13 protein-coding genes are annotated in these 12,786 nt (G+C 48.4%); 6 read left to right on the plus strand and 7 right to left on the minus strand.

Features of this window, described 5'->3' with window-relative positions; all coding sequences use genetic code 11:
* Nucleotides 1-3: 3 nt before the first annotated feature.
* Nucleotides 4-831 (minus strand): undecaprenyl-diphosphate phosphatase, encoded by an 828-nt coding sequence (locus tag AB1K83_RS17590; protein ID WP_413059512.1) that lies wholly within the window; start codon nucleotides 829-831, stop codon nucleotides 4-6.
* A gap of 7 nt (nucleotides 832-838) precedes the next feature.
* Complete coding sequence (locus AB1K83_RS17595) at nucleotides 839-1,450, minus strand: DedA family protein (RefSeq protein WP_413059513.1); 612 nt, start codon at nucleotides 1,448-1,450, stop codon at nucleotides 839-841.
* A 361-nt stretch (nucleotides 1,451-1,811) separates the two neighbouring features.
* On the opposite strand from AB1K83_RS17595, the gene AB1K83_RS17600 reads away from it, so the two are divergent.
* Complete coding sequence (locus tag AB1K83_RS17600) at nucleotides 1,812-3,539, plus strand: globin-coupled sensor protein (RefSeq protein ID WP_413059514.1); 1,728 nt, start codon at nucleotides 1,812-1,814, stop codon at nucleotides 3,537-3,539.
* 227 nt (nucleotides 3,540-3,766) lie between these two features.
* On the opposite strand, the gene AB1K83_RS17605 is transcribed toward AB1K83_RS17600, so the two are convergent.
* From AB1K83_RS17605 to AB1K83_RS17620, 4 genes are all read right to left on the minus strand, one after another.
* Nucleotides 3,767-5,386 (minus strand): long-chain fatty acid--CoA ligase, encoded by a 1,620-nt coding sequence (locus tag AB1K83_RS17605; protein ID WP_413059515.1) that lies wholly within the window; start codon nucleotides 5,384-5,386, stop codon nucleotides 3,767-3,769.
* Between the two features lie 136 nt (nucleotides 5,387-5,522).
* Complete coding sequence (locus AB1K83_RS17610; protein WP_413059516.1) at nucleotides 5,523-6,671, minus strand: acyl-CoA dehydrogenase family protein; 1,149 nt, start codon at nucleotides 6,669-6,671, stop codon at nucleotides 5,523-5,525.
* Between the two features lie 33 nt (nucleotides 6,672-6,704).
* Complete coding sequence (locus AB1K83_RS17615) at nucleotides 6,705-7,475, minus strand: 3-hydroxyacyl-CoA dehydrogenase (protein ID WP_413059517.1); 771 nt, start codon at nucleotides 7,473-7,475, stop codon at nucleotides 6,705-6,707.
* A gap of 151 nt (nucleotides 7,476-7,626) precedes the next feature.
* Entirely contained in the window at nucleotides 7,627-8,778 is a 1,152-nt protein-coding gene (locus AB1K83_RS17620) for a thiolase family protein (RefSeq protein WP_413059518.1), read from the minus strand.
* Between the two features lie 281 nt (nucleotides 8,779-9,059).
* Between AB1K83_RS17620 and AB1K83_RS17625 the strand changes: the two genes are divergently transcribed.
* The 5 genes from AB1K83_RS17625 (at nucleotide 9,060) to AB1K83_RS17645 (ending at nucleotide 12,506) form a co-directional block, all read left to right on the plus strand.
* Nucleotides 9,060-9,407, plus strand: coding sequence for an ABC transporter permease (locus AB1K83_RS17625; protein WP_413059519.1), 348 nt, complete (start codon nucleotides 9,060-9,062; stop codon nucleotides 9,405-9,407).
* Nucleotides 9,408-9,422: 15 nt separating this feature from the next.
* Nucleotides 9,423-10,061, plus strand: coding sequence for a PspA/IM30 family protein (locus tag AB1K83_RS17630; protein ID WP_413059520.1), 639 nt, complete (start codon nucleotides 9,423-9,425; stop codon nucleotides 10,059-10,061).
* Nucleotides 10,062-10,151: 90 nt separating this feature from the next.
* Entirely contained in the window at nucleotides 10,152-10,853 is a 702-nt protein-coding gene (gene liaF, locus AB1K83_RS17635) for a cell wall-active antibiotics response protein LiaF (protein ID WP_413059521.1), read from the plus strand.
* Nucleotides 10,850-11,899, plus strand: a complete 1,050-nt coding sequence (locus tag AB1K83_RS17640) for a sensor histidine kinase (protein ID WP_413059522.1) — start codon at nucleotides 10,850-10,852, stop codon at nucleotides 11,897-11,899. The genes liaF and AB1K83_RS17640 overlap by 4 nt, the downstream gene beginning before the upstream one ends.
* A complete protein-coding gene (locus tag AB1K83_RS17645) occupies nucleotides 11,874-12,506 on the plus strand; it encodes a response regulator (protein WP_413059523.1) in 633 nt (210 codons plus the stop codon). The genes AB1K83_RS17640 and AB1K83_RS17645 overlap by 26 nt, the downstream gene beginning before the upstream one ends.
* Before the next feature lie 93 nt (nucleotides 12,507-12,599).
* On the opposite strand, the gene AB1K83_RS17650 is transcribed toward AB1K83_RS17645, so the two are convergent.
* Nucleotides 12,600-12,786: hypothetical protein (locus tag AB1K83_RS17650; protein ID WP_413059524.1), on the minus strand; the 187-nt coding region annotated here is incomplete at its 5' end.

Below are 12,786 nucleotides of genomic sequence, written 5' to 3' on the forward strand. Positions count from 1 at the left end.
TTATTACATAAATACGATAACCGCCAGCACCGCTGCTAGAATAAGCCGGTAAATGGCAAATGGTACGAGTTTGACACGGGAAATCAATTTCAGGAAAAACCGGATGGAAATCAATGCAAAGATGAACGCACTGACGAAACCAACGATATAGAAAGAAAGGTCATCCATCGATAGCTCTTCCCAGTTTTTCATGACGGAAACGAGACTGGCGCCCGCCATAATAGGAACGGCCATGATGAATGTAAAATCGGCCGCCGTTTTGTGATTCATTCCGAACAATACACCGCCCGAAATCGTCGCTCCGGAGCGGGAAAAACCAGGCCATAAGGATAGACATTGCACTAGCCCGACCGTGAACGCCTGCTTGTATGTAATCTGATCCAGCGTTGTCACCTTTGGACGCTTCGGACCGAATTTGTCGGCCGCCAGCATGAGGAATGATCCGGCAATCAATGCAAAAATGACCGTTTCCACGCCTGATAATCGTTCATCGATAAAGTCCTTCAACGCGAAACCAACGATCACCGCTGGCAACATACCCACGATGACATGGGCCAAATTAAATCGGGAATTCATCTTCTGCCCATCGATTTTATACAGGCCGACTAAGCTGAACAACCGTTTCCAAAAGACAGCGACAACGGCCAAAATGGAGCCCAATTGGATAACAATCTTAAAAGTGAAAGCGGAACGGTCTCCAAGAAAAGTTGTTGTCTTCAACCACATATCATCCACGATGATCAGGTGTCCCGTCGAAGAAACCGGAGCGAATTCCGTCATCCCTTCCACGAACCCAAGGATCAGCGCTTTGATTAAATCAATAATTTCCATAAGTCTCTTATGCTCGCTTTCCGCGGAATCGGATATACCAGAAGCATACCGCCAAACCGCTAATTCCTATAATAACGTACACAATGTTTGAATAAATGTCCATATACCGGACGATGGAATGCCAATTTTCACCGACTGCCGCTCCGATCGAGACGAGTGCGGTATTCCAAATGAGGCTTCCAATGGTCGTTAAGAAAATAAACAAAAGGAAATTCATATTTGACATGCCCGCCGGAATGGAGATCAGGCTTCGGACAAGCGGGACAAGCCGACAAAACAAGACCGTCCACGGACCATAACGATCGAACCATGCATCTGCCCGATGGATGTCCTTTCTCGTTAAACGCAACAGATGCCCCCAACGGTCCACCAACTTTTCAAGCCGTTCCACATCCAGCAACAAACCGATGCAATAGAGAACCATCGCCCCGACTACGGAACCGATTGTCGCGGCTATAATAACCCCCGTCTTTGTCATACCGGTATAGGTCGTCATAAACCCGCCGAATGTCAAAATGATTTCGGAAGGGATTGGCGGAAAGATATTTTCCAGCAATATTAATACTAACACACCAAAATAGCCGAACTGGCTCATGAATTCAGTAATCCAATTTTCCACTTACATCCTCCGATCGTTCAATGAAAGCTGTTATCAAAAATATGACGCAAGACTTCCAAGGAAGTTGCGGATACCTTCCTTCCATTGTACGTTTCACAAAAATAAGTTATGTTCTCTTTTTCATGTAAAAGGCTGTGGATATCTTTATAACCCATAAAGTTATACACATTTACTTGTGGATAACCTGTTCAAACTGTTTATAATTTCAGAATATTTCATTGACTACTTGATAAACTGTGGATAAGTTAACCTTTCTAGTGCGCGATACACCTTTTCCATTTATTACTGAACTTAGTTGATTATTCTAAATAGCACGATATACTATCATTATCTAATACTTTTCTCACAGGAGCTGAAAAATATGACATCAATTAGACCAAAGATGGATATGGAACAATTATTCAAAAGAGGAACAGATATTGAAATTACAGGCCGCTTTAAAGATACACTACATTATAACCACTATGAAATGGAAGATTGTAATAATTTACGGGAACTTTACGCAAAACTAAAAGATATTCAACCGTCAGTTGGGGAAATCTTCAATCGATACTTGACGGAAATCGCACCAGAAGGAAATCATACTATTTCACAAAAAGCGATTCAGGACTACCTACTGCTTTTCTTTACCGTACCGCGGGATAATGAGTATATTGAAAAGGCAACAGCATTTTTTGGATTACTACGGAAAAATAAGTATGAACCGGGAAAAACGCTCGTGTTATTCAATCAATTCGCGTTTTATATTACGACTCACCTACTCTATCACTTCGGTTACCGGCCCGCCAAAGCCTTCTCCCTTATGAAATCCCTACAAGCGGCGGTCAATATAGACCAGCAAGTCCTCATCGAAGTTTTGACGGAAAAAATGTTGGAACATGTCGTCACTGAGGTTTCTTCCTTAATTGATACCAATGCAAAAATCATGTATATGAAAGATCTTATTTATAGTTTGGACAAACAATCGAATGAGCTCCAATCTTCCACCGCGGCGACCGAGCAAATCACGGCATCGATTGTCGAGGTGGCGCAGGCCTCTTCGCGCATTTCCGAAAAAACGACTGACTCGGTCACGTATGCCGCGAATAGCCAAAAAACAATCGAAAGTACGCTGGATGAGATTTTCAAAACGGAAGAAACCTTCCACTCGATTGTCGAAACCTTTGCTGAGCTGCAAAAGCGTGTCGATGATATTGAGAATGTCGTCGATTTGATCAACGGCATTGCAGCCCAAACAAACTTGCTTGCGCTGAACGCCTCCATTGAAGCCGCAAGGGCAGGAGAACACGGAAAGGGATTTGCCGTTGTCGCACAGGAAGTACGAAAGCTGGCGGAAAATACTGTGTCTGCTCTGGATGAAGTATCTGAAAATGTCCGCCACTTGAAATCTTACTCCAGCGACGTATCCAACTCGATCGGCCAAACGACAGAAATTATCAAACAGGCGACCGAAGAAGCACGAGAAGCTCTTCCATTATTGTCCGCCATTGTGGAATCCATTGAAGAGATCAATTTGGACGTGACCAATACGGCTGCCATCTCGGAACAGCAGGCAGCTTCCATCGATGAGATTTCAAACCGAATGATTGAAATGTCCCATCTGCAAGACGACATACGGACGTTGGGAGAGAGTACCTCAGCCTCCATTTATAAATTAAGTTCGGAAATTAACCGATTCCGGCTGGATATCATTGATGAGAACAATGTTCACCTCTCATCGAACGCCTTGCTGCAATTATCTAAAGCAGATCATATTCTATGGAAATGGAAAATCTATAATATGTTCTTAGGTTTGGAGGACGTCCAGCCCGAGAGTGTCACGTCACATACGGAATGCCGTCTAGGAAAGTGGTATGTAGCGGATTATACGAAAACACGTTTCGGGCATTTGCCGGAGTTTAAAGAATTGGATCAGCATCATGCTGAGGTTCATCAGGCCGCCCGCAATGCGGCTCAGCATTACCAGAGCGGTAATATGTCTGCCGCTGAGGACGATTTGAAACGAGTTGAAGCCGCCTCGCAAAAGGTGATCGCCCTCCTTAACTCCCTAATACGGCATATTGAAATTGAACAGAATAGCATGTCTTAATAAGCATGTGGCTGTCCGGTATTACCGGACAGCTTTTTGGAGGTTCAAGCGCTCTCGCTGGCCGTGTTATGAGGGCTTCTTCGGGGATATGAGTGCGGGACCCAAGTTATCGGCGCTTCTCTAGAGATATGAGCGCGAGACCAGAATAATAGATGATTCCAACGCCCACACACCTCCAAAAAGGGATTGCCGCGACACGGCAATCCCCTGTATTATTCCTATTTCATTCAAACCCCTTGAAAGTGCCCGCTCATTTGATCGCGGAGCGCGGCTTTCAAGAACTTGCCAACCGAGGTCTTCGGGATTTCATCCAAGAAGACGACATCATCCGGAACCCACCATTTCGCAAACTGGCCTTCCAAATACGTCAGCAATTCCTGCTTCATCTGCTCATCCGCCGCTTTCCCTTCTTTCAACACGACGCAGGCAACCGGCCGCTCCAGCCATTTCTCATGTGGCACGGCGATGACGGCCGCTTCGAACACGGCGTCATGTGTCATGATGGCATTTTCCAAGTCGACGGACGAAATCCACTCGCCGCCGCTCTTGATAAGATCTTTCGTCCGATCCGTCAATTTGATATAGCCATCTTCCGTCATGACGGCGATATCGCCCGTATAGAGCCAGCCATCTTTGAAAGCTTCCGCGGTGCGCTCATCCTTGTAATACTCGCTTGCAATCCACGGTCCTTTGACATTCAATTCGCCCATTGTCTTTCCGTCCCAAGGCACCTCGCCATTTTCATTGACGACCCGTACTTCCAGCCCCGGCATGACCAAGCCCTGCAAAGCGCGGACTTCGATCCGGTCGTCCATCGTGAGGTCGTCCATTTTGGAGGTCAACACGGACAGACTGACAAGTGGGGACGTTTCCGTCATACCGTAGCCCACGATGAATGGAATGCCGTACTTCTCCTCAAATGCACGAATCAACCCTTTCGGCGAAGCAGAGCCGCCACAGACAATGGCCCGCAAGGATGACAAGTCGCGCGGATTCTGTTCCAACTCCTTTAAAGCCGCCAGCCAGATCGTCGGAACCCCAGCAGTAAGTGTCACCTTCTCCTGCTCGATCAGGTCCAACAACAATTGTGGATTGAAGCCCGGCCCTGGCAACACTTGAGTCGTCCCGAAGAAGACGCCGGCGAACGGGAGCCCCCACGCATTGGCGTGGAACATTGGGACGACAGACATGGCGACGTCCTGTTCACGAAGCCCCATGGCATCCGCCAGTCCGAGCGCGTAGCTATGCAGCACGAGACCCCGATGCGTATAGACAACCCCCTTCGGATTGCCTGTCGTCGCGGACGTATAACACATGCCCGCAGGTGTGTTCTCATCAAGATCTTCCGGGAATTCATACTCATCGGCCGCCTCCAGCAACGCTTCATAGGAGTGGACGTTTGGAAGCGCAGTCTCCGGTACTTCTTTGCTGTCTCCCATAATGACATAATGCTTGACCGTCTTTAACAGAGGCGCCAATTTCTCCAGATGCGGAAACAGATTATCATCGACAAGTAAAATTTCATCCTCCGCATGGTTAATGACATAGGCGATATGTTCCGGCGATAGGCGGATATTGATCATATGCAGGATGGCCCCAGTACACGGCACGCCAAAGTACGCTTCCAAATGCCGATGGTGATTCCATGCAAATGTCCCCACTTTTGTCCCCTTTTTCATGCCGAGAGCCGTAAGGGCGGTTGCCAATTTCCGTGTGCGCTTTGCCCATTCTCCGTAAGGAATTCGGTGGATCGTCTTTTCACCTGTTCGTGAAATGATGAGTTTATTCGGGAAAAATTGTTCTGCCCTTTTGACAAATGAAGATAAAATGAGTGGTGTTTGCATCATAATAATCGCTCTCCCTTTGAATGAGTTATGAATTGTAAAACACGACCTTCATTGCTGCATGTCCCAGAAAAGGCGACAAACTCCTTACATGATCCACAGAAAATCCTATGAAATGGACAACCTCTATATGCCTAGCTCACAATCCCATATTCTTCGCGATGATGACTTTCATAATTTCGTTTGTCCCGGCGTAAATCGAAGCGACCGGAATATCGCGATACCGCCTGGCAATCTTATACTCTTCCATATAACCGTAGCCCCCGTGGAGCTGCATGCACTCGACAGAAATTTCCCGCGCCGTTTCGGTCAGCCAATATTTCCCCATCGAGACTTTCGTGACGATGTCCTTTCCGGCGAGATGATCTTCGATAAGCGATTCGAGGAACGCTTTCCCGATTTCCACTTTCGTCGCAATTTCCGCCAGTTTAAATTGCGTATTTTGGAATGAAGAGACCGGTTTCCCGAACGCTTCCCTGGATTTTACGTAATCGAGCGTCATCTCCAGCATGTCTTCGGAAGCGGTTTGCGCGGCTAGGGCGACGACGAGCCTCTCCTGTTGCAATTTCTCCATTAGATAACGGAAACCCTGTCCTTCTTCCCCAATCAGATTAGCTGCAGGAACCCGACAATCTTCGAAAAACAACTCCGCTGTATCTTGCGAATGCAGGCCAACCTTATCGAGTTTGCGCCCTTTCGTAAAGCCTGGCGTCCCTTCCTCGACCATGAGCAAGCTCATGCCACGGTGCTTCGTTTCTGCTTGCGGATCCGTCTTGACAGCGACGAGGACAAGATTTCCGTTGATGCCATTTGTAATGAATGTCTTTTGGCCATTGACGATATAATGATCCCCATCCTTGACAGCGGTCGTCTTGATATTCGCTAAATCCGACCCGGTCCCTGGCTCGGTCATCGCAACAGCAGTAATATAATTCGCGGTGATGCAGCCGGGCAGCCAGCGCGCTTTCTGCTCCTCTGTCGCGTACGATTCGATATAGGGAACGACGATGTCATTATGCAGACCAACACCGGTCAGTCCAGCACCAACTCGTTCCATTTCCTCGCCAATAATGACGCCGAAGCTGAAATCGAGACCCAGGCCGCCATATTTTTCGTCGACCTGGGGACAGAGGTATCCCATTTCTCCAAGCTTTTTCCAAAAAGCAACCGGAACGAGACGATCATTTTCCCATGTCTCATAATTCGGAACCGCTTCTTTTTCAAGAAACTTTCGCAACGACTCGCGGAATAGAACATGATCATCCGTTTCAAAGCGATATCTTCTCAATTGCGTCACCCCCGCGTTTCTTGTAATTTACTATTACTTCGGCTGCATCCGGATGGCGCCGTCCAACCGGATCACTTCCCCGTTCAGCATCGGATTCGTGAAAATGCTCTCCACCAATTTCGCATATTCTTCCGGACGTCCGAGCCTTGGAGGGAATGGCACCATCGAAGCAAGTGATTCACGTGCCGCTTCCGGCAGACCGGCGAAGAGCGGCGTTTCCACCAGCCCCGGAGCGATTGTCATGACGCGGATGCCGCTGGACGCTAACTCGCGTGCAATCGGCAGCGTCAACCCGACAACCCCCCCTTTCGACGCGCTATACGCCGCTTGTCCGATTTGCCCTTCATAAGCGGCGACCGAAGCGGTGTTTACGATGACACCGCGCTCGCCTTCTTCATTCGGCTCGTTATCCTGCATGGCCGCGGCCGCGAGACGAATTACATTGAATGTCCCCGTCAGATTGACACGGATCACTTGTTCAAATTGGCTCAAGTCGAGCGGGCCTCGCTTTGACAGCACTTTCCCTGGCGTCGCAATCCCTGCACAGTTGATCGCTGCATTGATTTTCCCGAATGTTTCTTTTACGTTCGCCACATTGACATCCACTTCCCCGGAATTTGCCACGTCTGTTTTCAGGAATAAAACCCGGTCATTCCCCAGCTCCTCAGCGAGCGCTTGGCCCCGTTCTTCATTCATATCGAAAATGGCCGCTTTTCCGCCGGCAGCAACAATCCTTCTGACCGTCGCTTCCCCGAGACCTGAAGCCCCTCCGGTCACAATGGCCACTGTTTCTTTCATTTCCATCAAACATCTCCCCCTCTTTGTTTGCTTGCATTCTGCAATAGGTCTCTTGCATTCACAGCCGATTTGCTTGCACACATCCCCAGGTTGCTGGCAATTGGCCGGCGTTTACTAGCACTAAACAGGCACCTGCTTGCAAATCAACCCTTTCGACCTACTCCAGACGTTCGATAATTGTCGCGTTCGCCATGCCCATCCCTTCGCAAATGGCGATTAATCCGTATCGGCCATTCCTGCGCTTCAATTCATTGATCATGGAAACGAAAATCCGTGTCCCCGTCGCCCCGAGTGGATGTCCAAGCGCGATGGCTCCCCCGTTTGGATTCAACTTTGCCGGATCGGCGCCCGTATCCTTCAACCAAGCAAGCGGAACAGGTGCAAAAGCTTCATTCACCTCATACGTATCCATATCCCCAATCGTCAGTCCGGCTTTCAGCAACACTTTCTTTGTCGCTTCGATTGGACCCGTGAGCATTAATGTCGGATCGGAACCGACGACCGAGCGGGCCACGATGCGGGCGATCGGTTTCACCCCGAGCTCATCCGCCTTTTCGCGGGACATGAGCAGTACCGCGGAGGCACCGTCACTCATCTGGCTCGCATTTCCAGCCGTAATGACTCCCTCCTCGTCGAACACAGTCGGCAATCCACCCAGCACTTCCATCGTCGATCCCTTACGCGGACCTTCATCGACTTCCATCGTCCGGACCGAACCATCTTCTTGGACCACTTCAACAGGTACGATTTCATCTTGGAAACGGCCTTCCGCGATGGCTTCGAACGCCCGTTTATGGCTTTCCATGGAAAAACGATCCAAGTCCTCGCGTGACAATCCCCATTTCTTCGCAATCCGTTCAGCGGAAAAGCCTTGATTGATGATTTCATGTTGTTCCATCAGTTTTGGACTTGTTTGGGTGTCTCCAATATTAGAAAACATCGGCGAGCGCGTCATATTCTCGACACCGCCCGCAATAACGATATCCATATCCCCTGACGCAATGGCCTGGGATGCGAAATGGACCGCCTGTTGGCTTGAACCACATTGACGATCAATTGTCACACCCGGCACATGAATCGGAAATCCGGCAATCAACGCAGAAGTGCGAGCGACATTCATCGCTTGTTCACCAATTTGCGTGACGCAACCTAAAATGACATCCTCCACATCGCCCTTTTCAACACCGGCCCGTCTGACCACTTCCTCCAATACGACCGCAGCCAATTCATCCGCCCGATAGCCGGCAAAGCTTCCCTTCCTTCTTCCGACCGCAGTCCTAACCCCTTCGATAATAACAACCTCTCTCATTTACTTCCTCAACCCCCTATAATGAATGATGATTCATTCATAGATAGTAATAAGTTCTCACGCATCGGCTTCTGAACGCCTATCTGCTTCTTAACCCTTCTTCGGCACACCCTCCCGTTTTTCCTCCGAAAAACAATGAATTTATCATAATTAATAGATATTTGCCAGTTTTGATTAGATAGGCTCAGCCTTAAGGCGTAGAGCAAAATCCGTTTCCCGCCCGTTCAGGGAATTCCGCAAACCCGATATCATCAATGTATAAACAAAAGGAGGTACTACACATGAAGAAATTTGGTCTCTTTGTTCTTGGCATTATTGCAGGGATTGTCGTCGTAGCGAATCTTGGATCGATGCTCGGCCTCGCCTTTTCCGCGCTGGTCGCCTACGCCGGTTTCCACTATCTGCAAAAAAGCGAGTCCACTCTATCCAAACTATTTTGGGGAGCCGTTCTACTCATCGGTTTATTGACTGCCATCGCAAATGTCCCCGCATTCTTTGGAATTATCGCCCTGATCGGCGTTCTCTACGTATGGCGTAAATGGAAAGGTGCCGAGAACGACAATGTCATTGCTGAAACAAATGATCCTTTCGACAATTTCGAGAGACAATGGAAAGAAATTATAAAATAAGAGGAGGAACCCCAGATGAACTCACTTTGGAACAGATTCAAATATTCCGTGCAAGCGGATCTACACACTTTATTCGACAAAAAGGAAAGCAAGAACCCGATCGCCATGCTCAATCAATACCTTCGTGAAGCTGAAAAACAGACGGAATCGATCGGTAAGTTGCTGGAGCGGCAGAGCAAGTTGAAAGCAGCGCTCCAGAAGGAATTGAAAGAAGCGGAAAACATGGCGGAGAAACGACGGAGCCAGCTGGAACTCGCAAAAGCAGCGGAAGAAGGCGATTTGATCAGCTTTGCGGAAAATGAAGTGCTCGCCTATGAAACGAGGGCAGCTGAGCTTTCCGAAAGCATCTCCGAAACGGCTTATGAATTGATGTCATTGGAACAGAAATTCGAAGAAATGAAACATAAAGTGAAGGACATGAAAGTGCGCCAACTCCAATTAATGGGGAAAGAGAACGTGACACGCGCCCATCGCCGGATGGATCAATTCATCTCACCTGGCGCGAAGGAGAGCGGAATAGGCTCGACTGCCGAGATGAAAAAATATATCGAGGACCTCGGCGGGAAAATCGACCGGGAATTCGAAATCTCGTCCATGGAACGCCGTCTGGAATCACTTGAAAAAAACACGGCAAAAGATGTAGAAATTGTGTAAACTTAGAAGAGAATCGGTACTCAAATTTGAGAGGAAGGCAATCAGCCTTCCTCTTCCTATATCCTGACTTAAAGAAGGAGGCAACACGAAATGGATTCATTCAGCACGAATAAAATTGCATTTTGGGGATTCCTGTTCCTCCTCTTTGTGTTTGTCGAGGCGGCTTTCTTCCATAATGGCAATATTGTGTTCGTCCTTCTTGGAGCCGGACTCCTCTATTACGGGACGCGAAAACGTTCCAAATGGACGTTTATCCTCGGTTTGTTCTTCATCATCATGGCACTCCTCACTCTCTGGAGCTTACGTTTACTCATATTCTTCGGGCTTGTCTATGTGCTGCGGAAATTATGGATGGGCGTGCCTTCCGAAGAAATCATCCGACCCCTCAAGGAATTTCAAAGGGAGACGCCGAATGGAATCTGGAAAAACAAATTATTTTCTGTCCAATCTTCCCCGTTTTCAACATATGAATGGGAAGACATTCATATTCAAGGCTTTTTCGGGGATATCCACGTGGATGTGACGGATACGGTTCTACCGAAAGGCGCCTCATTCATTGCAGTCCGCCAAGGCCTTGGAAAAATCAGGATCGATCTCCCCTATGAAATTCCGGTCCGCATCCACTACACGACCTTACTCGGGGACGCGCAGATATTTGATCGTTACCGGAAGCGATTGATTAATGAAAGTCTTCATATGAAGGATAGCTATGAAGGGAAACGGGATGATGACGCGGAACTGATCATTACCTTGTCGACCTGGATCGGGGATATCGAGGTGAATCGAAAATGAAAGCAATCATCGGGCGCGGCTTGTTTTTGACCTTCTTGCTGACGGGAATTACAGCCGTATATATCTATTTCCTATTTGACTTGCCGTTACAGGAAAGCTGGTTCGCCTTTTATGACATGCAGTTTGCGGACGTTCCCCTCGGTTTGTGGATTGTGATGACCACCCTCCTCCTCGGCTTCGGCATCGCCATCTGGTCAGGTTCGGTGGGACGATCAAAAGAAAAAGCGATTGAGCAGCGATTATCCAGTTTACTGGAAACTGAACAAAATGATCATCAGAAAGAAAAATTCACGCCACGGATGGACCGTGCCATCGATTCGGTGTCCAACGTCCTTCAATCGCAGCGGAAAAGTTTGCAGCGGATCACCGATGAACGGGCGGAAGCGCAAGACAAACTGATTCAGGAACGTATTGTACAAGAACGACAACGGCTCGCCCGGGAACTGCATGATTCCGTTTCCCAACAGCTATTTGCCGCATCAATGCTACTCTCCGCCATCACTGAACAGGAGGCGGATAGCGAATCCCAAAAACCGTTGCGCCAAATTGAACGGATCGTTCAACAAGCCCAGTTGGAAATGCGAGCCCTCTTGCTCCATCTCCGTCCAGCCGCTCTTAACAACAAATCGCTTGCGGAAGGTCTGGAAGAGCTGCTTGTCGAATTAAAAGAGAAAGTGACGTTTACGATCCGCTACCGATTGGAAGAAGTCAGCTTATCGAAAGGGGCGGAAGATCATTTATTCCGCATTGCGCAGGAAACGTTATCTAATACATTGCGGCATGCCCATGCGACCGAAGTCGATGTTTTATTCATCGAAAGAGATCATTTGGCCATTTTCCGAGTGCAGGATAATGGCGTCGGCTTCAAGGAAAGTGACGGCAAAGGCGGTTCCTATGGGTTACAAAATGTGAAGGAAAGGGCTATTGAAATCGGGGGCACTTGCAAAATTGTCTCGGTCCCTTCGCAAGGGACGATCGTGGAAGTGAAAATACCTGCTCGGAAAGGAGAAGAGGAGCCACATGATTCGGATTCTATTAGTGGATGACCATGAAATGGTGCGCATCGGGGTATCCGCCTATTTGCAAATCCAGCCGGACATGGAAGTTATCGGAGAAGCGTCGAATGGGCGAGAAGCCGTGGATAAAGCGCTAGCGTTGCGTCCGGATATCATCCTGATGGATATGGTAATGCCCGAAATGAACGGAGCGGAAGCAACCGCTGCCATCATTCGGGAATGGCCGGAAGCGAAAATTGTCATTGTCACGAGTTTCTTAGATGATGATAAAGTATACCCCGCCCTGGAAGCCGGAGCCATCAGCTACATATTGAAGACATCGAATGCCAAGCGGATCGCGGAGGCCATCCGTGAAACGCTGAAAGGGCAAACCGTGCTGGAACCGGAAGTGACAACGAAAATGATGCAAAAGATGCGGGCGAGTAACGAGCGCGCGCTTCATGATGATCTGACCGAACGGGAACTGGAAATTTTGCTCCTGCTCGCAAAAGGCAAAACCAATCAAGACATCGCGGATGAACTCTTTATCGCACTGAAAACAGTGAAGACGCATGTCAGCAACCTCTTATCGAAACTCGAAGTGCAAGACCGCACACAGGCGGTCATTTATGCTTTCCAACATGAGTTGGTTAAATAACAGCTAGCCCTCCCTATCTACGCCGGGATACTAGATTCTCACACAATTCATGCCTCTCTAATTGTGTGAGTACCTGGCATCCTAGTCAAGTCCTTAATCTTGTGTAAATTCCCTTTCAATGTTTTCAAGCTCTTCCTGATGACGCAAATATGCTTGGTCATACTGGTTCTGCAATTCATTTGCTCGCAACTTTACATGGAGGAGCGGGCATGATAGCCTTGTCGGGCAAAGCCAGCCCCATGAGCTGGGTTTCCTGGTTTGGGACTCATGCCCGCAGAGG

Origin of the sequence: Sporosarcina sp. 179-K 3D1 HS (assembly GCF_047228905.1) — a bacterium.
GTDB lineage: Bacteria > Bacillota > Bacilli > Bacillales_A > Planococcaceae > Sporosarcina.

Excerpts from the sequence above, each read along its gene's own strand:
- AB1K83_RS17590 (WP_413059512.1), bottom strand. The coding sequence starts at position 831 with ATGGAAATTATTGATTTAATCAAAGCGCTGATCCTTGGGTTCGTGGAA.
- AB1K83_RS17600 (WP_413059514.1), top strand. The coding sequence starts at position 1,812 with ATGACATCAATTAGACCAAAGATGGATATGGAACAATTATTCAAAAGA.
- AB1K83_RS17605 (WP_413059515.1), bottom strand. The coding sequence starts at position 5,386 with ATGATGCAAACACCACTCATTTTATCTTCATTTGTCAAAAGGGCAGAA.
- AB1K83_RS17615 (WP_413059517.1), bottom strand. The coding sequence starts at position 7,475 with ATGGAAATGAAAGAAACAGTGGCCATTGTGACCGGAGGGGCTTCAGGT.
- AB1K83_RS17620 (WP_413059518.1), bottom strand. The coding sequence starts at position 8,778 with ATGAGAGAGGTTGTTATTATCGAAGGGGTTAGGACTGCGGTCGGAAGA.
- AB1K83_RS17625 (WP_413059519.1), top strand. The coding sequence starts at position 9,060 with ATGAAGAAATTTGGTCTCTTTGTTCTTGGCATTATTGCAGGGATTGTC.
- AB1K83_RS17630 (WP_413059520.1), top strand. The coding sequence starts at position 9,423 with ATGAACTCACTTTGGAACAGATTCAAATATTCCGTGCAAGCGGATCTA.
- liaF (WP_413059521.1), top strand. The coding sequence starts at position 10,152 with ATGGATTCATTCAGCACGAATAAAATTGCATTTTGGGGATTCCTGTTC.
- AB1K83_RS17640 (WP_413059522.1), top strand. The coding sequence starts at position 10,850 with ATGAAAGCAATCATCGGGCGCGGCTTGTTTTTGACCTTCTTGCTGACG.
- AB1K83_RS17645 (WP_413059523.1), top strand. The coding sequence starts at position 11,874 with ATGATTCGGATTCTATTAGTGGATGACCATGAAATGGTGCGCATCGGG.